Here is a 22,929-nt window from a genome sequence, read left to right as displayed (position 1 = left end):
GTTAATGTCTCAATCCCTGATTGAAAAACTGAAACAATTTAAAGTCATTCCTGTTATTCAGATCAACAGTGTTGAACAGGCCGTTCCTCTGGCGAAAACCCTGGTTGAAAATGGCCTGCCTGTCGCCGAAGTGACTTTCCGTACCGACGCTGCGGCGGAAGCGATCCGTCTGATGCATGAAGCGTATCCGTCGCTGTGTATTGGTGCCGGCACTGTGTTGAATGCCGAGCAGGTTGATCGCGCACAAGCTGCCGGTGCAGAGTTTATTGTGGCACCGGGCCTGAACCCGAACACGGTTCGCTATTGTCAGGAAAAAGGCATTGCTGTGGTGCCGGGCGTGAATAACCCAAGCCAGATTGAACAGGCGCTGGAGCTGGGTCTGAACTTTCTGAAATTCTTCCCGGCAGAAGCGTCTGGTGGTATCAACATGGTGAAATCCCTGCTGGCACCTTATGTTGACGTCAGCCTGATGCCAACCGGCGGGATCAGCAAAGCGAACGTTCGCGATTACCTGGCCGTTGATCGTGTGCTTTGTTGCGGCGGGACCTGGATGGTGTCACCGGCACTGATCGACAACGGCGACTGGGATGAGATCGGTCGTCTGGTGCGCGAAGCCGTCGAGCTGGTTCGCGACTAAGTCACGACTTTCATTCTTGTTTGAGTTGTGTGCCACTCCGTGAACGGGGTGGCATTTTTTGTTATGTTGCCGAACCTGATGAATCGAAGCGGCACTGTGTCAGATGCCCTTTGGTATCAAACACCAGGGCTAAGTTATCTGTCCGATTCTGGGAGAACTGAGCCATACAAGTGTTTTTGGCCAATTGTGTCTGGCTGTGTTCGCCAGTACTGATGACCACATCAACGCCCTGAATGGCTTGCAGCAAGACAGGTGAAACGCTGGCCGGATACTGGCTTAATAACACGATGTTTTTGATACCTTTGACTTGCAGACGGTCGACGCTGTTGCGCAGTAACTCAAGATCCTGTTCCTGCAAGCTGTCAGTTTGATCATGATACGGATTGATTAACGCCAGATACGCCACCTGCGTATTGCCATACCAGCGAATCAGCGCGTCCGCCCGGCCTTTATAGCGGTTATAGGCATAAACACCTGTCTCACTCTGCTTCAGCCCAAAATCAATGTTGCTCGCCAATACCGGATAATTCGCCTGTGGCAGCAGGTTCACCGAATCTTTGTATTCCCGTACTTCAGAAGTAATGGCTGTGATATAGGAAAACGGCTGACGTTCCACATTCGGATTTTGCGCAGAATAAAAGGTGATGCCATCACGGCTGGGCAGGGTGACATGATCAAGATCAGCCTGACTTGGCGAAGGCGGCAACTGAGTCAGAAAGCGAACCTGCAGATGAGCGCTATCCTGCAGGCTGGGCGTGCAGCCTGCCAGCAAGGAACCCATCAGAAGAAAAAGGCAAAGGATGAAACGGCGCATAACAATATCGGAATGTGATCTGGGTCGCTATTTTCTGCTTTTTGCAAGGAAATGACAAGAGGCCAGGTGACATGGTGTAAGAGCGGGTGGCAGTAAAATCGGTAAATTGAAAAAAGTCGGGTGGCTGTTTTCATCAGCAGAGGGGGCTAACTCCCTCTTATAGCGCTGAAAACCCAACAAACGCTCATACCGTAACGGGCAAAAAACGAGAAGAAAGACAGGTTTTGAACGCAAAATAATCACTCAGTTCAAAATGATGAATTTTGCAGTTGACTCGATCTCTCCATTGCGTAGAATGCATCCCGTACCGCAACGGAGGCTAACGACGAAGCGGTCATGGTAATAAACGATAACCGAATCGGTTCATCAGTTTAAGGCGCGTTGGCAGAGTGGCTATGCAGCGGATTGCAAATCCGTGTACCTCGGTTCGACTCCGGGACGCGCCTCCATTTGCGACACTAGCTCAGTTGGTAGAGCGCAACCTTGCCAAGGTTGAGGTCACGAGTTCGAACCTCGTGTGTCGCTCCAAATTTTATAGTAACGGCAAGCTGCCGGTACTAAAGATGGTGTCTAACCCATCGCAATCCAGAATTGCGTGCCCTGGTGGTGAAATTGGTAGACACAAGGGATTTAAAATCCCTCGACGTTCGCGTTGTGCCGGTTCAAGTCCGGCCCGGGGCACCATCAAAATCAACGGCTTACAGGCTAACGCTTGTAAGCCGTTTTTCTTTTCCGAATATAAATCAGTCTTTCTGCTTGGGCTCCTTATCAGCAATGCTTACCTCTGCTGTAAGCTAGCTGATGAACATCCAATAAGTTAATTCGTTTGAGATAGGTAGCGATTCTCACACCAATGCAGTTGAGTGCTTTACATGGTTTATTTTCACGATTATAGTTATTTTCATGAATCATGAAATATTTGATAATCGTGAAAGTGGTCAGGTTTATGAAAAGTGTTGAAATCACCATTGATCAAATTTTAAAGCAACTTCCTGAAAGTTGGGAACCACAGTACACGGCATATTCTTACGATGACATAGACGGCACGTTAACACTCAAATTTGGTGATAATACGCGATATTTTCCTGTGAAGATCAAGCAGGTACATCGTAAAGAGTCACTGTATACCTACTCCGAACAGTCTGCTCAAACGGGGATGTTGATTACCAATACTTTGTCTCAATTTCTCAAAGGCGAATGCGATAAGTTAGGTATTAACTATATCGATGGCAGTGGGAGCGTAAGGATCGTTCAAGATAATCTATACGTATTGATCGAGAGACTAGGTAACAAAGCTGAGGTATCAACGCATAGCAATACCATGAGTATTGGAATCGTAAAGTGTGTATTTGCGCTGTACTCTGAACCAAACCTCTTGTACGCAACGTATCAGGAAATTGCGTTAAAGGCAGGGGTTTCTTTAGGCATGGTCAACAAGGCAATACAGTATTTAATAAACAACCGGTACATGCCACAGGCCAAAAAGTCACGCCGTTTGCTCGATGCTGACCAGTTATTGTATGAATGGCTAATTAGTTACAGAAAAACGATTATTCCTAAGAGAGTCACCATTCCATATCCACCGCCTTCAAGTTGGAATGAAATCACATTGAAAGATAGCCAGTTATGGGGAGGAGAAGTTGCGGCTTTGCAACTTACTGAGTACCTAAATCCTCAAGAGTTGTTGTTATATAGCTCAGAAGCGATGCAAAGGTATCCATTAGGTACGAAGGATTCACCAATGCTGTATGTGACTAAACCTTTTTGGGGAAATGAGCTTGAGATAAGCGAGAAAGGTCATGCGTTGTTAACCATCGGAGACTTGCTAGCTTCACATGATGGCAGAAACCGAGAAGTTGCGGAGTTAATCAATGAACGATATTTACGAATTAAAGTACTCCCTCAATAATGATTTTTTAAAAGCTTTGTCCACTGTCGTTAAAGCAGCGGATGCTTTGAGTATCCCTTACTTTATTGCTGGTGCTACAGCCAGAGATATTGTATTGCACGGCATTTTTGGTCACACACCTGGTCGGGCAACACGAGATATTGATACAGCGATATTTGTTGATAGTTGGTCTCAGTATGAGGAAATGAGAGGAAAGCTAATTGCATCTGGCCTGATTGCAACGGATATTGCACATCGGCTTACCGAACCGCAATCAGGATTGCCTGTAGACATTCTGCCTTTTGGTACGTTGGAAGATTCTGAAAGGCGCATACAGTGGCCACCAAAACATGTTGAAACAATGTCGGTCGTTGGATTCAGTGAAGCATATGAATCCTCTATTCAAGTAAAATACGATGATCTTCTTTTTCATGTAGCCTCGTTACCAGGAATTGCACTAATGAAATTGATAGCCTGGTGGGAGCGGGGTAATGAGAACCCAAAAGATGCCAGTGATTTTTATCTGTTACTCAGTAAATATCAGCTTATCCACATTGATCGGATGTGGGAAGACTACATCCCAAGTGATTTGGGATATAAAGTCGAATTCGTAACAGCATTTCTGCTTGGCTTTGATATGCGTGATATCTTGAAAGAGAAATCTAAGGAAATTCTTATAGACATCCGTGATAACCATCAAGATGGCTTGATCACAGCGATGAGTAAAGGTAATCACGGAATCGATATAGACGGATTAGAAATTGAGCTGAAAGCTTTTTGGCGTGGTTTGTTATAGATAATTTATTGCTCACGATCAATTGATGTAATAATATATACGATATTATTTATTTTTAACTCGAAATAGCCTTAAATCACTTGGTGCAAAAAATCATTAGCCCCCTAAAGTTTCTCCATATCTTACTAATCAGCTATGTTTGACTCCTGTTACCAAAACCCCGATGTTAATTCTTGATAAGTGATTGGCTATTATGATTAAAGTGTCACTAAACCCTTTACTGATAGCCTTGCGCCTCAAGCAAATCGAGAATTTGGTAAGAAAGAATGGCAGAAACGATGCGTCGGATGCATTCAGACATTGCTTCTGGTCTGCTCTTATGGCTCGCGATCTGGGATATATGAATGCGCAGCGATTCACAAATGCTCATGAATCCAGCCCGGATAACCCCTTTATGGAGAAGAAAATGGATCTTCATAACAACGATGTCGGGCTGCGTATCGGAGCAAGAGGTGGAAGTGATAGCTCTCTTTCCAATGCATGTATGGCTGCTCTTCAAGGTGGCGAACTGATGATTATTCAATAGGTAGTTATATGTGGAAAAAAATTTACCTTCTAACGGCAGCACTGGTTCTTTCAGCATGCTCTGAGCAGCAAAGTAATGACGCATTTTTAACCTTAGGTGATCAAGCGTTCAGCCAGAGTGCCTGGAGCGAAGCAGATGAATCAACCAGAGGGACGATGGTTTATTCTTTTCTCAAAGAATATAGCGTTACCGGAATGAAAAGCGAAACCTTGATTGATTTGCTTGGTGAGCCAACCGGGTATCATGAGTACGATCATGATCTGGCTTATTTCATTGGCGGAAATGTTCACAGCCAGTATGGTGAAGGATACTTACTCGTATTTTTCATCAAAAATGGTCTAGTTGATGAGTATCGAACCTTTCCTACGATTGACTAGTGTGCTGACTTCAGCCTTCGATTTTTGCTGAAATGACCGCCTTTTCGCTCTGTTGCTATAATCCTGGTCCGACATAACATAGAGCGGTGCACTAAGAAAATAACAAATTTATCAGTTTCATGATTTTCATATATACCCCTCATTTTTAAATTACACCTCCAGTTCCTGCGCAGTTTTGCAGCAACGAGATTTGAGGAAAGATATTTTTTCTGACGGAAAAGTGAATTTCAGATTCGGGTTCAAACAGGGAAATTTTGATACGGATCTGAAGGAGTAACCAGCCTGTCAGAATCACAGTCTATAGCGTGAAATTAACAGCAACAAAAGTGAGAAATAAGCCTGTTTTCTGACAATGCCCGATGGTGTTGTGAATTATTCATATTCACGACTTCATGTTTCAATTCATCCTTATTGGGGAAAACTCATTGTCGGCAAAGAAAGGGGATGATAAATTCCAGAAACCTTGTTTAACGTTTCCTTATATACGGTCGCAAGATGTGACTGGTTTCCTGAAATAAATTTAAATTGATAACTCTATAAATTAGTTGGTATGCATGACCATTCAAGAAATGATCTCGATATTGCTCTCTTTTCCAACGAATGTCTTTTTCGTTCCTTTTGTCATCTTTTTGGTCATCATGCTGGTGGATCTGGTATTCAACATTGTTGAAAGTGTCGCACCGGATGTTGATCTGTTTGATGCAGAGAATATTCCGGGTGCGGGTTTGATTCTGCCGCCGATTCTGTCGAAAGTGCCATTAATGGTGGCTTTGTGTGTCAGTTTCTTTGTCGGAACCATTGTCTCTTTTTATCTGGTGCAAGCGCTGAATGCAGTCTCAGAAGCCAGTTGGATGATGGTTGTCGAAGTCGTGTCAATTCCATTTACGGCTTATCTGGCTCTTTTCATTGCCGCCTGGTTGCTCAAACCTTTGGCACCATTGTTTGATAAAAAGAGAAGCTTTGCCAAGGTTGATTTTATTGGCCTGAAAGGCCGGGTTCACAGCAGTTTGGTGAACCAGAACCGGGGTGAAGTTGTCGTGCAGCATAACGGCAGTGAATTCTTACTTGATGTCCGGGTGATCGAGCCGGAGATATCAATGGAATATGGCGATGAAGTGATCATCGTTTCTCAAGATAAAACAACAAATCATTATATAGTAGCGAAAAATAGCTAAGCATAAGGAGTTGGCTATGCAAATCTCTCCAAGCGTTATCTTTATTAGTGCTGGAGTCGGTATATTTTTACTGATTTTAATTTTTCTCACATCCAGATATAAAAAAGTCCGAGGGGAAGGTGATGCACTGATCGTCAATGGTCTGCATGCCACCCGTGCTTCTCTGACCGGTACCTTTGTCTGGCCGGTCATTAACCAGCACGAATATATGGATATCACGCGTAAGAAGATTTCTGTGATTCGCAGCGGTCGTAAAGATCAGGAAGGCGAAGAGTACGAAGGTCTGCACTGCCGCGATAATATCCGTGCCGACCTGAAAGTGGATTTCTATATCGGTGTGAACCACGAAGAAGAAGATATCGTTCGTGTTGCCAAGCTGTTTACTGCCCATGAAGCATCGAATATTGAACGCCTGAAAGAACATTTCCAGCCCAAGTTTTCTGAAGCACTGAAAACGGCCGTCAAACAGTTTGAATTTGAAGAACTGCTGACTAATCGCCGTACTTTCCGTGATGCTGTGGTTGAAGTGATCGGCAGCGAAATGGATGGCTTTAAAATCTATGACGTTGTAATCGATAAAATTGATCAGACTTCTTTGGACGCGCACAGCCCGGACAACATCCTGGACGTTGAAGGTATTCGCAAGATTTCCATGATCACTGCGCATAAGAATACCGAAACCAATGCGATTCGTCAGGACGAGCGCACAACCATCAAGAAGAAAAATGTTGAAGCGGAAGCCAACCGTTTGCAACTGGATAAGCAGGAGCAGGAAAGCATTGCTCGTGCGAAACGTGAAATTGATATTATCAAAGCGCAGGAAGAAGCTTTGTCTTCCGAGAAGCGTGAAGAATATGAACGCGTGACGCAACTGGCGAAACTGGAAACTGAAGAAGAAGTTGCCAAGAAACGCGAAAGTGTTCAGATGGAAGTCGAAATGACGCGCATTACCAATCAGCGTCAGGTGGCAATCCAGCAGGAAGAGCTGAACCGTTCCGTTGAAACCGAGAAAGTCCGTACTGCAACGGAAGTGGCAGAGAAAGAAATGCACAAAGAGACCACAGTGGAAGAATCGCTCAAAGCTGTGGCGGAAATGCGTTCTCAACGTGTTGAAATTGAACGTAAGATTGCTCGCGAAGAGGAAGAAACGGAGAACCTGCGTGTTCACGAACAAGTGAACCGTCAGAAACGTGTCACTCTGACTGAAGCCGAAGCGATTGCAGAAGCGAAACAGCTGGAGCTGCTGGTTGCTGCCCGTGCAGAGAAAGACGCTGCCCGCGAGAAAGCGGAACGTCTGCTGATTGAAAATGACGCTGCGCTGAAGGTTAAGACCCGTGATGCTGAAAACGCACTGGCTGTGAAGACCCGTGAAGCAGAAGCTGACCAGATCGTAGCGACCAAACGTGCTGAAGCTGAATTTATCGCGAAAGAGCGTGAAGCCGCAGCGAAAGAGCGTATGGCGAAAGCTGAGAAAGAAGTGATCAGCTCAACGGGTCTGGCTGAAATTGAAGTGGAACGCGAGCGTGCGCTGGCGATTCGTGAAGTGGGTGAAGCGGAAGCTTTCGCACTGCAGAGTGCGGGCGAAGCGGAAGCGCAGGCACTGCGTGCGAAAGGTCTGGCGGAAGCTGAAGCGCAGACTGCTCGCTTCGAAGCGGCTCAGCAGTACGATGAGCACACACGTGAGCATGATAAGTGGGTGATGAAGCTGCAACAGGATAAAGAGCTGGAAATCGCCCGTATCGACGCGCAGAAATCTGTGGTGGGTGAGAACGCGAAAGCGCTGGCCCAGGCCCTGTCTCAGGCGGACATCAAGCTGTTCGGTGGCGAAGGCATGGAGCAAATCCGTCGTACCATTATGGATGCCGCTTCAATGGATGCGAAGTTTGCCGAGTCTAAAGTACTGAATCCACTGGTTTCTGAATATGTTGAAGGTCTGCGCAGCATGCCTCAGGATATCAAAGACATCCTGGAAAACACAGATCTGAAAAGCAGTGATCTGAGTAACGTGGCGCTGGCCGGTCTGCTGAATTCACAGGGTGGTGCATCAGAATTACTGAATAAAATTCAAAGTACACTGAGCTCTCACTCAGAAGACAAACTGTAATTTACGTCAATCATCCCACGCTTCCCGCCTCTTAGGAGGCGGGATTTATTAGGTAATTGCATGTCCGAAACAACTCAACAAGCGGTGAGCGAGGGTGGGGCGTACGAAATACTGAAATCCCGTCTATTTCAGCAAGGTAAACAGCTCAAGTCCCTGTCTCAAGCCTTTAATCAGAATCGTCAGACAATCTTTGGCGGTCAAGAAAGCCAACTGGTCGGTAAAGCGAATGTCCAGACACAAGCCCGCTCCATTCCCATCGATATGGCGCAGGTCAATCAGCAACTTCTCTTCGGTTATCAGGTACATGTCGGCCTGAAATCATCTCCGGCCCTAGAGGATGTCTTTGGTTTATATCAATTACACGAGCAGGACGGCACGTTCCGCATCGAACCTTTGCCGCTGGAAAACAGTTTTCTGACGGATGCCCGTTTTCTGCACGAATTCACCGAACTTTTTACTTACTACAGCGATGCCCGCCTGACACAGATCTCGCGTCAGGAAAGCATTCTGTACATTGCCTTCCAGATTGGGATGCGTCCTGAAGACCGCAAAGTCTTCCGTTTCCAGCTCAATGCAAACTCAATTGAATATATTGATTCGCTGGGTAACAAACAGCTGGAAAACGTTCAGCAGCATGACTTTGAGTGGATTGCCACAACTCGTGACGATCAGGTTGCCGGAGCTCATCCGCATGTGTCGATCCGCGACAAGTTGTTTGTCGAATGCATTGGCGGCGATCTGACCATCAAGGTGGAAGACAACACGGATGACGGTAGAGGGATCTACAGCGAATCGGTCGACGATCCGCACCAGAGTGTCGCCGATGCTTTCATTGAATATGCCTTTATTGGTGAGCTGATCGCGTTAAAAATCAAACCGCACCGTGAGAAGCACTCGCGCTATTTTATTTATAACCCGATCAACCAGTCAGTTGCCCGGGCTGATGCGTTAGGGCTGAGTGCCAAAGCACTGCCGGAAGATCATGGTGTGCTTTATTCTCACGGCTTTGTGCTGGCAAACGGCGAAAGCAAGCAGTTTGACATGCCGTGGCAGCACCTGAAGTTCTTCCAGAAAATTGCCTCACCCAACGGTGAAGATATCCTGTATTTCTTTTTCAACATGCTCGAAGGCCATTACGTTGGCTTCACCTATAACATGATTGAGAAGAAGTTTGCGGCACCTATGGAGAGCCACGGATTCAGCCTCTATCCCGATGGCCGGATGCTGGTATTCCAGTTGTCTGAAAATGCGGAAGCGTCAACCATTCACCCGCTGCGAATCTGGGATACGCCGTTTTCTACCCCGGAACACTATGCCGCGCAGAATGCCAGTGCTGACAACACCAGCCCGCTGTTTAACCTGGGTAATGCCGAACTGGTTCGTGCGCTGTCGTCCGTGTTGTCTATCTGCCAGCTGGCTCAAACAGAAGAAGTCACTCAGGCTGCTTTTGAAGTGCTGCTGAAAGAGTGTCAGACCACGCTGGATCACTATCACTGGCTCAATCATCATTATGCGCTGGGCATGGGGGAAGTGATTAACAGTCTGATGGACACGGCAAACAAGATCATTGATGAGTTTGCCAAAGTTCTTCAGATGCAGCGTCACGCTGAAGAGAGCCTGGCTGAGCATCAGCAGGTCGTAACCAACCTGATTGCGAAGATCAAACTGGCCCCCAAAGAGCAGGCAAATGTCCTGCTGTCCCTGCTGTCAGAGCTGAAAGCGCAGGTGGGTGCCACCATGGCGCTGCGTCAGCAGCATTATATGGATACCGGCAGTGTTGATGCTTTACTTGATAACCTGCAGCAGCACCGTGAGCTGTTGAACCAGCAGCTGCTGGCATTGTTACAGGAAGAAAAGGCGTATCAGCCGTTTAAGCAACAGATTCACGAGATAGAAACTTCGCTGGCGGATGTCAGCAAGACCGCAGACATTCAGGCGCTTCAGCAGCAGGTGGACACGCTGCGTGCAGACTTGCAGCTGGTGTCTGAAGAAGTCACAGACATTGAAACCGATGATCCGACCCAGTCGACCCGGATTCTGGACTTAACCACCGAAGTCTCGTCGTTGCTGAATGCGGTCTCGGCCAGGCTGAGAAACAAATCACAGAGCCTGCAAAGTAACGAGGCTCAGGCCGAGTTCAGTGCCCAGTTCAAACTGCTGGGCCAGTCGGTCAGCAGTGCGATGGAGCAGGCGACCACGCCGGATGAGTGTGATACACAATTGGCGAAACTGGTTGGTCAGTTGGACAAACTGGAGTCCCGTTTTGCAGATTTCGATCAGTTTCTGGTGGAGATTTACGCCAAGCGCGATGAGATTCAGTCGACGCTGGACAATCACAAGCAACAGCTGATTGCAGCGCAGCAGCGCCGGGTACAGAACCTGATGCAGGCTGCCAATGTCACCATGGGCAGCGTCGAAAAACGGGTGTCCCGCTTTGATGATGTGAAAGCGCTGAACAGTTATTTCGCCACCGACGCCATGGTGCTCAAACTGCATCAGCTGTCGCAGTCGATTCGTGATCTGGGCGACAGCGTCAAGGCAGACAGTCTGGATGCTAAGCTCAAATCGCTGCAAGACCAGTCGCTGCGTTCGCTTCGTGATAATCAGGATATCTTCGAAGATGGCGGCAAAGTACTGCGGTTGGGTCGTCATAAGTTCAGTGTCAACCAACAGGCGCTTGATCTGAGCCTGGTGGAGCATAACAAACAGCTTTGTACGCATATTTCCGGTACCGATTTTTATCAGCCTATTGCAGATGAAAATTTCCTGTCTCTGCAGCAAATCGCGCGCCTTGATGTGTCGTCTGAAAGTGAGGCGGTTTATCGCGGTGAATACCTGGCGTACCTGATGCTGCACAGTGCCATGAACAAAGCTGATGATCTGTCGCTTGCTCAGCTTTATCAGGCTAGCCGTGACAAATCCTTGTTGCAGTTGGTTCAGCATTTTTCTGCGCCGCGCTACAAAGAAGGGTATGTCAAAGGGATCCACGATCACGATGCCGCTCTGATTTTGCAGGATGTGCTGCCGACCTTTGAACAGGCCGGATTGCTGCGATTCAGCCAGCGTGCGCGGGCCAATGCGTTGTTGTGGCTGATGATGCAGAAGGAAACGGAACTGCATCGCTGGCAGGAAAAAGCGAAAAATGCACAGCTGCTGAAAGAGCACCTGAATTCTGCGGATGCATTCTTGTCGCTGCAGCACACTCTGGCCGAGTCGGTGCAGGGTCAGGCTGCTATGGAAAGCAGCGATTACCTGATTCGGTTACTGGCGGGTACGGATGTGCGGATTGAAGTCAGTCAGGATGGCTTTGAACTGAGTGAAGATTACCTGCAATTTCGTCGCAGTCTGGGCTGGAACGGCGAGCAACTGGCGCTGGATGTTGCCTTTGCCGATCATCAGCAATGGCTGATGGCTTATACGGCCCAGAAATCATACGGTCAGCCGTTTGTGGTGGAAGCCGCCGCGATTGCGGTGTGTAAAACGCATTCCGATCGGCTGTTGAGTCCGGTGGACTTCTCACTGGCTTGTCCTGTGCAGGGACTGCTGGGCGAGCACGATCGGGTTGAAGGCGGCACATTAACCCTGGTACTGGATGATTTCATCCAGCGTTGTGAACATCATCGCAGCGAAGTGTTTCCTCAGTTTGAGGCTTATCTGAGTCAGCGGACGGCATTACTGAATCAGGCCAAAGATCAATTCAGGCTGAGCGAGTTCAAACCGCGGCCGCTGACCTCTTTCGTCCGTAACAAGCTGATCAGCGACAGCTACCTGCACCTGATTGGCGACAATTTTGCCAAGCAGATGGGCACAGTCGGCGACAAGAAGCGGACGGACCTGATGGGGATGCTGCTGCTGATTTCTCCGCCGGGCTACGGTAAAACAACCCTGATCGAATACGTGGCGCATAAGCTGGGACTGGTCTTCATGAAGGTCAACGGCCCGTCGATTGGCCATCAGGTCACCTCGCTGGATCCGGCCGATGCGCCGGATCAGAACTCAGCGCGTGAAATCGAGAAGATCAATCTGGCCTTCGAAATGGGCAACAATGTGTTGTTGTATCTGGATGATATTCAGCACACCAGCCCGGAACTGCTGCAGAAATTCATCTCACTCTGTGACGGTACCCGACGGATTGAAGGAACCTGGCAGGGGAAAACCAAAACCTATGATATGCGCGGCAAGAAGTTCGCTGTGGTCATGGCCGGGAACCCGTATACCGAAACCGGTGAAGCGTTCCGGATTCCGGACATGCTGGCCAACCGGGCCGATATCTATAACCTGGGTGACATGCTGTCGGATCAGCAATATGCGTTTGAGCTGAGCTTTATTGAGAACTCACTCACCTCTAATCCGGTTCTGGCGCCACTGGCAACCCGCGATCTGAACGATCTGTATCGTTTTGTCAAAATGGCACAAGGGGATGGCGTTGCGCTGAGCGATATGTCGCACTCGTATTCATCAACCGAAGCCAACGAAATTGTGGCGACGCTGCAGAAACTGATGCTGGTTCAGCAGACGGTTCTGAAGGTGAATCAGCAGTACATTCTGTCGGCAGCAACGGCAGACGATTACCGTGTTGAGCCGCCATTTAAGTTGCAGGGTTCTTACCGGAACATGAATAAGCTGGCTGAGAAAATCGCTTCGGTGATGACGGATGATGAGCTCAATACCTTGCTTCAGGATCACTATCAGGGCGAAGCGCAGACGCTGGCCAATGGCACAGAAGAAAACCTGCTCAAGCTGGCAGAACTGCGCGGCAACATGAGCGCTGAACAGCAAGCCCGCTGGGAAGACATCAAACAGGCCTATCAGCGCAAGCAAATGATGGGTGATGAAAGTGACCGTGCCGGACAAGTCGTTCAGCAATTAGCGATGCTGAATCAGCATGTTGCGCGGTTCGCTCAACCTGTAAAACTGGAGGATTTGCAATGAATCAGCAACAGTGGCTCGACTGGCTGACAGCGTCGCTTGAAGATGGCCGGCTGGACGACAGCGAGCGGCGTGAATTACAGGTTTCACTGGTGGAAGTGGGTTTATCGGATGATGAGCGTTCTTTTTTGCGCAACCAGAGCTTCAAACTGGCGCAACAAGCCATACAGCAAGGGGCAGAGCCCCTTGCTGTACTTCGCTGGCTGGAACGGGTAGTGAAAGTGCTTGATAACACCCGCAGCTCTGCCATTGCACAAGTCGCGACCAGTTGGTTTTCACCGGGGCGTGCCTGTGCGGGCGGCATCATTGAGCAACTGCGACAGGTGCGCAGTAAAGTGGATATTTGTGTCTTTACGATTGCGGATGATGAACTGACCAAACACATTCTGGCAGCGCATGAACGTGGCGTGCAAGTGCGGGTGATCACCGATAACGACAAGCTCAATGACGCTGGCAGTGATATTGATTATCTGGCACGTAAAGGCGTCGCCGTGAAAATTGATACCACGGCTTATCATATGCATCATAAGTTTGCCGTGTTTGATGGCACCCGGCTCATCAACGGCAGTTTCAACTGGACACGCAGTGCGTCCAGATACAATCAGGAAGACATTACGCTGACGGATGACCGCCGTTTTCTGACAGCGTTCGAGCAACAGTTTGAAGAGCTGTGGCAGCGTTTTCCTTGTCATCAGCCGAGTTAAGGAGAGCAAACATGAATGACATTGTGAACCCGGAGCCGCAGCCTGTCCGCTCAGCTAATCCAGCCGACTTGCTGGAGTTGGAAGTGACACCTGAAATCGTTGCCTTGTCTGACAGCTTTGATCCTTTCGACGCTGTTGCAACCATCACTTTTGGTAAAGAAGCGCTGGAAAAAATCACCGCGTTTTCCGATAACGTGCTTGAACAAGTTCGGGTCCGTGATACCGGGGATGCCGGAGAAATCCTGCAATCTATGGTGGAGTCGATGGACAGCGCCGCGTTTGACCGCCTCAAAGGCAATAGCTTTCTGGCGAACCTGCCGCTGATTGGCGAACTGTTTGATTCCTTCAAGAAGTTCTCCCGCAGCTTTGATTCAGTCAAACAGCAGCTTGAGCAGCTATCGCAGCAGTTGGAAGCGCAGGAAGTGAAACTGGCGCACGATATCACGCAATTGGATGGCCTGTACGATAACAACCTTGAGTTGCTCAAAGGCCTGGAGCACTTCATTGCCGCGGGTAAATACAAACTCAATCAGTTGAACGTGGATATATTACCAGCCTTGCACGCGGCCTCTGTTCAATCCGGCGATGCGCTGGAAGCGCAGAAATACCGTGATGCCAGTCAGGCCGTCGCGCGACTGGAAAAACGGGTTCATAATCTGGAGCTCACCCGGCTTGCTGCAGTGCAAACCGCGCCGCAGATCCGTTTGTCGCAGGAAGGCAATAAAATGTTGATGGAAGATATCCAGGATATCGTTCATAACACCTTTCCTTTGTGGAAGCGCCAGTTCCTGATTGCGATTTCCAACTACGAGAAAGAAAAGGCGTTGAGAGTCACCCGCACTGTGAAGGATTACACCAACAAACAGTACGTGAAAAACGCTGAACACCTGAAAGTGCTGGAAGAGCAAATTGCTGAAAACTATCAGCGCGGTATCCTGGATCTCGAATCCCTGCAGGCGGTTAACCAATTGACAATAGAAACGCTGAACAACACGTTATCCCGCGTCAAAGAAGGCCGCCAGCAACGTGAACAGGCCGAAAAAGTGATTGCGAAAGCCGAACAAGAGCTGAAAGTGGCCTTGCAGAAAACGCTTGAATGATGATGTTGGGCTGCACAATAGGTGCGCATTAATCAGAACGGCAGTGAAAACTGCCGTTTTTTTATGGTCGGAGTATTTGAACACAAACCGAAAAAGGCATACTCATTGTTCAGTTTCGCCACTCAATCCGTTTTGCCACAACTAAATTGATAGCGACTAACGAGATCGAAATTTCCGTAGTGCTGCCAAACCAACTACTACCTCAGCCAATGTATATGCTGTGATCTGTACTGTATAATTTACTGAAATAGGATGTAACTTTCAGATGCTGTCTTATTGAATGCCGTATTTATTATTCTAGGTCAGTATGTGAAATTTGATGTTAATATTAAATTTCCTTTGTTTTCAGTTTCTTGGCTATTTTGTGTTTCATGTCATGGTATTTATGAAAGATTAAAAGTTTTTCATGGTTGTTCTTGTTTTAATAATGATTAAAGGCGGAAATAACCAATTAAATTAGAGAGTAATGGTAACTTAACAGAATAGCAGTAAATATGTCGGTGAAAATATTCACATCTAATATTGTGATTGATCTGGACATAATAAGTTCATGCACTATGTTTGTTATGCGACTGTATAGGTATTGTTGTTGCAAGAGTCCTAGCAAGGCTTGTTTGAATCATTTTTATGATTCTGTTGAGCTTGTTTTTTTAGGACGCTGGATTGAAAAAGCTATTGACAGTTCGAACAGATTACGACATTAAATTGGAGAAGAACATGACTGCTATAAAAACCATTGATGGTATAAAATTCTTAGAAACGCCTGCTTCAAGCGACGGTTCTTGGATTCACACTGAAGGTAGTGATTACATTTTTTATTTTAAATTTAATTCATGGACAGACACGCAGAATAAAATTATGGCAAACGCATTCTTGAGTGCATTAAGCCTGCCAAATAAGATAAAACAGGCAGTGAAAGATACGAGCGGACAATCAGTACTGGACGGTTTGTATACTCAAGACGAAGCTGCGATGACAAAAGCAATGAACAATGTGAACGGCATGGCCCAAACGAGTTCAAACCTTGCAAATCTTTCTGGTAACGGGACTATCAGAGATGCCAATGAGAGCTTTTTTCAGAGTGTTCTATCTGGTGTGGGTGGTAGTGTCAACCCCATGATGGATTACCTGAACAATGCAATGGCTGGCACTCAGGCTGCGGCAGGAAATGATAATAAAGCGAAAAATTTTGGTACGACGATTACTCTTCTTGCTCTGACTCCTGGTTTAGATATTCCTGTTACAACGGTTATTTACGCTTATACCGAAGCGAAATCTGCCTCAGTTTTAATTAAGCATAAATGTAAAAGTGATGAGCAGAAATTTAGTTATAATGTCAATTACACAAAAGTGGGTTATTTATATCAACCTTAAGCTTTTTTGAAAAGAGTGGTGGTACGATTTTTAAATCGTGTTAAATTTTATTTCGGATTAATTGTGCGCTCTTTATTCTGCTGTATCTGAGCGCATAGTCTTTATCTGGTCAAGCCATGCTTATTTGTATAAAGCGTATTTGTGCTTGCATTGCGAGAGATAAATTGGAATTTTATCATGATGCTTACTCTCTGCAATACATCAAACCATAATAAAGCCACCTCATATTGTGGGTTAAAAAGGTAGAACAATGAATACATCAATAGCACATTGTGTTACTCCGGCTAATAGCGGGGTCTGGTTACACTCATGCTTCGAAAATTTGTTACTGGCATTTTTACCTGAAGGAACTTCTCCTGATAATGAATCTGCAGTCTTTTCTGCTTTCGAACAAGCGCAGAGGCTGTTTTCAGAGATTCAACAAACTCTGGGAAAAACAAATTATCTTGGCGGGGCGTATCTGGTTAGCGGTCCTGAAATGGTACGAGCCATGAATACGATAAAAGGAATGGGGCAGACTTCGTCACAAAATAAAACACCTTCCTATTCCGGCTCTCCCGCTTCGGTAAACTTGCAGTTCTTTCAGGATGTCCTGCAAGAGCCAGGTCCAAAGCTGGAATATTTAAAAACGTACTTACTGAGAGAGATGAGAACAGTACAAGGATATGTAAAACAAAGTGAAACTGGACACATTGGGATTTTGATGTGTGTGGTAGGACTAAATGCATTGATTGGGAAAACAGTGACAACATTTACATATGTGACTGCTACAGCACCAATGATAGAAAAATTTGAAGCTATCGACTGCGAAAGTGAATGTTTGAGTGAATTTCAATGCGCTTTCGATATGGTTACATTTAACTATTCATGATGATAAAGGTAAGTGTAAATAAATCAGTCAGTTAACATTTTCCAGTGCTGGCACCCATTAAGCCTGGCGCCAGAAATCGTTTACAAATTCACCTCGGTTTGAACCGGGTTCCATTTTATTGCTCGTAGTTTCAGTGCAACTTTGACAGATTCCGATACCGTTAACTATAGGTCATACCTCTTACCAATAACGTATGGCTCATTATGAAAAAATTATTACTCCTCATGCTGTTACCCTTTACCGCTGCTGCGCAAAGTGGAGAAGCGCCTGCCTCACACCATCTTTATGCTCAGCCTTTGTCGACGGCGCAGATTGAGCAGGTTCAGGGCAGCAACACTTATACTTATGTCCGTTGCTGGTATCGTCCGGCGCAGACTCACGATGATCCTGCCACAAGCTGGGAGTGGGCGTTAGATGAAAAGGGCGAGTATTACCAGCTCAAGGGTTACTGGTGGTCATCCTTATCGTTTAAGAACATGTTCTATACCCATACCCCGCAGTCTGAGATCAAAGCGCGCTGTGCGGAAACCCTGGGGGTCAGTCATGAAACGGCTGACATGACCTATTTTGCTGCCGATAACAGCCTGTCTTATAACCATTCTATCTGGACCAACGATCTGGGTATCTCGATGGGCATCAACAAAGTGGTCGCGTTTGGTGATAGTTTGTCGGATACCGGCAACCTGTTCAATGCATCGCAGTGGGTGTTCCCGAACCGCAATTCCTGGTTCCTCGGCCATTTTTCTAACGGCTTTGTCTGGACGGAATATCTGGCAGAAAGCCTGAATCTGCCGCTGTACAACTGGGCAGTGGGCGGTGCAGCCGGTTCTAATCAGTATGTCGCGCTTACGGGAGTCACTGAGCAGGTGAGCTCGTATCTGACGTACATGCAGCTTGTTCAGAATTACCATCCGGCCAATACCCTGTTTACGCTGGAGTTCGGGCTGAATGATTTCATGAATTACGACCGCACGGTGGAAGAGGCCAAAGCAGATTACAGCACGGCTATGCAACGTTTAACGGCATCTGGTGCGAGCAATATTCTGTTGATGACCTTACCGGATGCCACCCGTGCGCCGCAGTTTAAGTACGCGACGCAGGAAGAGATCGACAAGGTGCAGGCGAAAATTCTGGCCTTTAACGCTTTCATAAAGGCCGAGGCAAAACGTTATCAGGACCAAGGCGTAAAGGTGGTGTTGTTTGATGCGCACCAACTGTTTGACCAGATCACTACAAATCCTGCATCACACGGTTTTACCAATGCCAAAGATGCCTGTCTGGATATCAATCGCAATTCCGCGGCGGACTATCTGTACAGCCACAGCTTTACCGATGAATGTGCGTATCATGGTTCGGATAAGTATGTGTTCTGGGGAGTGACGCATCCCACTACGGCAACCCATAAATACATTGCTAATGCCATGTACCTGCCGGTGATTTCCGCGTTTAATATCCAGCCTTAACGACTACTGGATCTTGGCAAGCAGGGCATTTGCCCTGCTTTTTCAGTGAAACGAAAGTGTCAGTGAAAACGAAAGCGGGACAGCAGAATTGCTGGATCTGAGTGCGTTCTATGCTTGCCTGTTCAATGGAAAGCCATAGAACGGTTTCAAATCGCCTGTGGGAACAAGTCAAACCCAGTCGGTTCTCACGAGCGTATTTGTTTATCGGACGCATCTGAGGCAGTTAAAAGAAGATGTCGCATCTGAATATCGTTCGTATTGAGGAATATGAATCAATGAATGGCTTCATCCAGTCGCCTTCATTTTGATTAAGCTTCCTGAAAGTGGTTTTCTGAGTGGGTTATTTCAAGTCATTATTCAGCGTACCAAGTGTCACGGTGAAGCGCTGGAAAAGTTGAATCGCATCGGCAGTGCAGCGAAAGTGACGCTGTCTTTTGAATTGTGGGGTTGGTATAGCAATGCAAAAAAATAAATACGACGATATCGTCACCTGTAACTTGAGTGTCTGGCACAGGCCAGTTGGTTTGGTCTTTTTCCTGGCATCTGTTGTATTGATTGTGCTGTTTCCTTATTTTCCGGTTCAGTACCTGACCGCTTTACTGAGCCTTTGGTCCGTATTACGAAAGAAAGAAATGGTATGGCGAAAAAGGGAGCGTCAGTGGTCTTTTCGAGTTCGGCGATTTTTTCTGTGGCGCCAGACCAGCCACCCGATGACAGATCGCGATGCAGTGATTTTGTATTACGAAAAGCCTGTTGAGGAAGAAAGAGATGGCACGACAATGACTCAATACGGCTGGTTTGAGCTTGAGTTCGAACCACAAGCCAGTCGGTTTGATCTGGATAGTCAGTCTGAATATCAAACTGGCGCTCAATATCGATTAAAAAAATTCGATCAGGATGCCAAAGCGCCTGAATTAACGGAGATGATGAAACAAATTATTGAGGTCTACCGTGCCAGCAATCTGGATGTCCGAATCGTCTTCGGATTGGAAGATTTGGATGAGGAAAGATATAGGGCTATCAAAACAGCACTTGGCATTGATCCATCACGTGCCTCTTTTGAAGGTGCATTGCCTGCTACAGATAAGCGCCCCGATTATTATGAAATAAAGCGATACACACTGACGTCCAGTCAAATGAGAGATGAAACGGCATCGGCAGAACAGCGCAATGATGTTTGACGTATGGCAGACGAGATGAAAATAACAAAAAACACAGACGATAGTGTCATCTGCAACTTAAAGGTCTGGCATAAGCCATTTGGCTGGTTTTGGACGATTGGGTTCGCCATCTTCCTGCCGGTGATTTCCACGTTTAACATTCAGCCTTAACTCGATACTGGGCCCCAGCAAGCAGGATATCTGCCCTGCTTGGTTACAGAATCAGCTTGGCTACAGAATTTGCTTTGCTAAAGAAAGACGGTTAAACCAGATGTCGCACTCAGTACGATTAGCTCGCCGATGTCAGGGCCTGCGTCGATTCACGCAGTACCAGTTCCCCGCTATAGGTCTGGTGCCGCGTTGGGGTGTGCTGTTTATTGGCTAAGGCTATCGCCAGTGTCATGGCATCCTGAGTGAGCTGAACAATCGGCAAGGAGACGGTGGTCAGGCTGGGAATGGCGTAAGCGGCTGCAGGTTCGTTATCAATACCCATCACAGAGACATCCTGTGGCACGCGCAGACCATGATCGAACAAGGCACGAATGGCACCGATTGCCATGTCATCGTTACAGGCAAAAATGGCACTGACGCTCTGCTGGCTGCTGAGGAGCTGTTCCACGGCCTGATAACCGCTTGCCAGGGTATTTGTCCCTTCATGAACCCAGCCGGGCTGCATGGTTATCTGCTGTTGCTCCAGCATTTGCTGATACACCGCATAGCGGATCTGACCGGTTTCGCTTGCCAGTGGGGAAGTAATGCAAGCAATGTGGCGATGACCGAGAGACAGCAAATGTTGCATCGCAATTTCTGCCAGCTGGCGTTGATCCAAACCAAAACTGTGCAGGGTGTTATCTTCAAGCTGACGGTTCAGGATGATCAAAGGCGGCAGCACACTCTGCTGCAGAGCAGCCAGATCTGAAACGCTGAGATGGCGGCTGTAGAGCAATATCGTGTCGCAGCGCTGATTGGCTAAGGTGGCAACGGCTTCCTGTTCACCGTCTGCTGTGTTGTGGCTGTTGACCACTAACAGCTTTTTACCGGCCTGCTGAGTGCTTTGCTCGGCATGGTGCAGAATGCTGCCAAAATAGCTGCTCTGAAAGTGGGGCAGGACCAGGCCAATCGTATTCGAAGTATTGGTTGCCAGCGCCTGCGCCAGTGCATTGGGCTGATAGCCGAGAGCTTGCATGGCAGAAAGCACAGCATCGCGGGTGGCGGCTTTTACCTGCCCGGTGCCATTTAAAACACGTGACACTGTGGCCTTGGAATAGCCTGTTGCTTTACACACATCGTTTATGGTTGCCATTGCCTGTCCTCTTTATCATCCGGCCACGGGCAGTAAGCCGCGGCCGGATGGCGAGTGTAGCGAACTTTAGCTGTTGTTAGAATGCTTTATCCGTCGTTACAGGCTTTCACCCTTGGTGGCGATGACGTTTTGATACCAGAAGAAACTCTTTTTCTTCGACCGTGCCATGGTGCCACTGCCGTCATCGTGTTTATCGACATAAATGAAGCCGTAGCGTTTCCGGTATTCCCCGGTAGTGAAAGACACGCAGTCGATGCAGCCCCACGGGGTGTATCCCATGACATCAACGCCCTCAATCGTTATAGCTTCTTTAACCGCCCGGATATGCGCACTCAGGTAATCAATCCGGTAGTCGTCATTGATCGAACCATCATCTTCGACCTGATCAATGGCGCCAAAACCGTTTTCGACGATGAAGATAGGTTTCTGGTAGCGTTCGTACAGATCAGACAGCGCAACGCGCAGGCCATCGGGATCAATCTGCCAGCCCCAGTCAGAGGCCGGAAGGTAAGGGTTCAGCTTACTGTCTTCAAACAGGGAAGTGGTTTCGCCGTCTGGGTCTTTCTTCGCCGACACTATGTTGGTCATGTAATAGCTGATGGCCAGATAGTCGGCGCAACCTTCACGTAAAATGGCCTCATCACCGGGCTGCATTTCAACCGCGATGCCTTTGCGTTCCCACTCTTTGCGCAGGTAGCTGGGATAATAGCCCCTTATCTGAACGTCACTGAACAGGTATTTCTGACGCATCAGCTCTTGCGCCAGCAGCACGTCATCAGGATGACAGGTGGCCGGATAGAGCGGCATCATGTGAATCATGCTGCCGATTTTGAAATCCGGGTTGATGGCATGGCCCAGTTTTACCACTTGTGCACTGGCCAGAAACTGGTGGTGTAACACCTGATACATCACTTGTTCCGGATTGCCATGATCGCTGTAGATCATGCCTGAGTTGCAGTAACCCCAGATAGGCAGTTTCCAGTTGCGCTGGTTATTGATTTCGTTGAAGGTGATCCAGTATTTCACCTTGTGTTTATAACGCTCCATCACGACCTGGCTGAAGGTTACGAAGAAGTCCGCAACCTCACGGTTCAGCCAGCTGCCGTAGTGTTTCACCAGGTGGTTCGGCATCTCAAAATGAGAAAGGGTGATCACAGGTTCGATGCCGTTTTTGAGCAACTCATCAAACATATCGTCATAGAACTGCAGCCCGGCTTCATTGGGCTCTTTTTCATCGCCATTGGGAAAAATGCGTGTCCAGGCAATGGAAGTCCGGAAGCATTTGAAGCCCATTTCGGCAAACAGCGCGATGTCTTCTTTGTACCTGTGATAGAAATCAACCGCTTCATGGTTGGGATAGAAGTGATCCGCTTCTACCGTCTCAGTGATCACTCGCGGCACTTCATGAGCGCCTTTGGTCAGCACATCGACCACGCTGACGCCTTTGCCTCCCTGATCCCAGCCCCCTTCGACCTGATGGGCAGCCACTGCGCCGCCCCAGAGAAAATCAGTCGGAAAGCCTTGTTGTGACATCTGTAACCCCCTTGTGCTGGCAAAACGATCTCATGAACAATATTGGATCCTGAGTGCAGTGTAGATCATTCAATTTCAGAATGTAACCGGTTTCTGTAACCGGTTTCTTTTCTTTGGCGGGTTTGGCTGTCTGGCAGAAACCAGGGAAGCATTACGCTTGCTGGCCAGTAGATGG

17 protein-coding genes and 3 tRNA genes are annotated in these 22,929 nt (G+C 47.6%); 17 read left to right on the top strand and 3 right to left on the bottom strand.

All coding sequences use genetic code 11. From position 1 onward, the window contains the following. Positions 1-4: 4 nt before the first annotated feature. On the top strand, positions 5-637 hold the full coding sequence (locus L6J37_RS04440; RefSeq protein ID WP_046219344.1) for a bifunctional 4-hydroxy-2-oxoglutarate aldolase/2-dehydro-3-deoxy-phosphogluconate aldolase: 633 nt from the start codon (positions 5-7) through the stop codon (positions 635-637). 61 nt (positions 638-698) lie between these two features. Here the strand turns inward: L6J37_RS04440 and L6J37_RS04435 are convergent, their stop codons facing one another. After that, entirely contained in the window at positions 699-1,451 is a 753-nt protein-coding gene (locus L6J37_RS04435) for a hypothetical protein (protein ID WP_218384064.1), read from the bottom strand. A gap of 375 nt (positions 1,452-1,826) precedes the next feature. On the opposite strand from L6J37_RS04435, the gene L6J37_RS04430 reads away from it, so the two are divergent. The 16 genes from L6J37_RS04430 to L6J37_RS04355 all read left to right on the top strand — a co-directional run bounded on the left by L6J37_RS04430 (position 1,827) and on the right by L6J37_RS04355 (position 19,939). Beyond that, positions 1,827-1,900 (top strand) — tRNA-Cys (locus L6J37_RS04430). A 3-nt stretch (positions 1,901-1,903) separates the two neighbouring features. Beyond that, a tRNA-Gly gene (locus L6J37_RS04425) sits at positions 1,904-1,979 on the top strand. Between the two features lie 69 nt (positions 1,980-2,048). Continuing rightward, a tRNA-Leu gene (locus L6J37_RS04420) sits at positions 2,049-2,135 on the top strand. Positions 2,136-2,397: 262 nt separating this feature from the next. Then, positions 2,398-3,360, top strand: a complete 963-nt coding sequence (locus L6J37_RS04415; RefSeq protein WP_237794278.1) for a type IV toxin-antitoxin system AbiEi family antitoxin — start codon at positions 2,398-2,400, stop codon at positions 3,358-3,360. Further along, positions 3,323-4,135, top strand: coding sequence for a nucleotidyl transferase AbiEii/AbiGii toxin family protein (locus L6J37_RS04410; protein ID WP_192014898.1), 813 nt, complete (start codon positions 3,323-3,325; stop codon positions 4,133-4,135). The genes L6J37_RS04415 and L6J37_RS04410 overlap by 38 nt, the downstream gene beginning before the upstream one ends. 193 nt (positions 4,136-4,328) lie before the next feature. Beyond that, positions 4,329-4,661, top strand: coding sequence for a DUF6973 domain-containing protein (locus L6J37_RS04405; protein WP_192014899.1), 333 nt, complete (start codon positions 4,329-4,331; stop codon positions 4,659-4,661). Positions 4,662-4,669: 8 nt separating this feature from the next. Continuing rightward, the gene (locus L6J37_RS04400; protein WP_218384062.1) at positions 4,670-5,038 is read left to right on the top strand and encodes a hypothetical protein; all 369 of its coding nucleotides are present in this window, start codon (positions 4,670-4,672) and stop codon (positions 5,036-5,038) included. 554 nt (positions 5,039-5,592) lie between these two features. Beyond that, a complete protein-coding gene (locus L6J37_RS04395) occupies positions 5,593-6,213 on the top strand; it encodes a DUF1449 domain-containing protein (protein WP_237794276.1) in 621 nt (206 codons plus the stop codon). A gap of 16 nt (positions 6,214-6,229) precedes the next feature. After that, the gene (locus tag L6J37_RS04390; RefSeq protein ID WP_237794274.1) at positions 6,230-8,317 is read left to right on the top strand and encodes a peptidase; all 2,088 of its coding nucleotides are present in this window, start codon (positions 6,230-6,232) and stop codon (positions 8,315-8,317) included. Positions 8,318-8,377: 60 nt separating this feature from the next. After that, positions 8,378-13,249, top strand: coding sequence for a DNA repair ATPase (locus L6J37_RS04385; RefSeq protein WP_237794273.1), 4,872 nt, complete (start codon positions 8,378-8,380; stop codon positions 13,247-13,249). Next, the gene (locus L6J37_RS04380) at positions 13,246-13,950 is read left to right on the top strand and encodes a phospholipase D-like domain-containing protein (protein WP_237794272.1); all 705 of its coding nucleotides are present in this window, start codon (positions 13,246-13,248) and stop codon (positions 13,948-13,950) included. Before L6J37_RS04385 ends, L6J37_RS04380 begins: the two co-directional genes overlap by 4 nt. Positions 13,951-13,961: 11 nt before the next feature. Beyond that, positions 13,962-15,050, top strand: coding sequence for a toxic anion resistance protein (locus L6J37_RS04375; protein WP_237794271.1), 1,089 nt, complete (start codon positions 13,962-13,964; stop codon positions 15,048-15,050). Positions 15,051-15,767: 717 nt separating this feature from the next. After that, positions 15,768-16,424 carry a hypothetical protein gene (locus tag L6J37_RS04370; protein WP_237794270.1) on the top strand — a complete coding sequence of 219 codons (657 nt, stop codon included), beginning with the start codon at positions 15,768-15,770 and terminating at the stop codon, positions 16,422-16,424. Between the two features lie 250 nt (positions 16,425-16,674). Then, positions 16,675-17,295, top strand: a complete 621-nt coding sequence (locus L6J37_RS04365; protein ID WP_237794269.1) for a hypothetical protein — start codon at positions 16,675-16,677, stop codon at positions 17,293-17,295. A 203-nt stretch (positions 17,296-17,498) separates the two neighbouring features. Beyond that, positions 17,499-18,758, top strand: coding sequence for an SGNH/GDSL hydrolase family protein (locus tag L6J37_RS04360; protein ID WP_269093356.1), 1,260 nt, complete (start codon positions 17,499-17,501; stop codon positions 18,756-18,758). Positions 18,759-19,216: 458 nt separating this feature from the next. Further along, positions 19,217-19,939: a hypothetical protein gene (locus L6J37_RS04355; protein ID WP_237794267.1), complete on the top strand. Its 723-nt coding sequence runs from the start codon at positions 19,217-19,219 to the stop codon at positions 19,937-19,939. A 268-nt stretch (positions 19,940-20,207) separates the two neighbouring features. Here L6J37_RS04355 and L6J37_RS04350 read toward each other — a convergent pair whose 3' ends face one another. Together L6J37_RS04350 and L6J37_RS04345 are read right to left on the bottom strand one after the other, a co-directional pair. Further along, positions 20,208-21,221 carry a LacI family DNA-binding transcriptional regulator gene (locus L6J37_RS04350; protein WP_237794265.1) on the bottom strand — a complete coding sequence of 338 codons (1,014 nt, stop codon included), beginning with the start codon at positions 21,219-21,221 and terminating at the stop codon, positions 20,208-20,210. Positions 21,222-21,317: 96 nt separating this feature from the next. Continuing rightward, positions 21,318-22,754, bottom strand: a complete 1,437-nt coding sequence (locus tag L6J37_RS04345) for a 6-phospho-beta-glucosidase (protein ID WP_237794263.1) — start codon at positions 22,752-22,754, stop codon at positions 21,318-21,320. Positions 22,755-22,929: the final 175 nt, after the last annotated feature.

It is taken from the genome of Photobacterium sp. WH77 (assembly GCF_022014395.1).
GTDB lineage: Bacteria > Pseudomonadota > Gammaproteobacteria > Enterobacterales > Vibrionaceae > Photobacterium > Photobacterium arenosum.
Note: the sequence above shows the minus strand (reverse complement) of the source record. Positions and strands in the feature narration are given on the sequence as shown.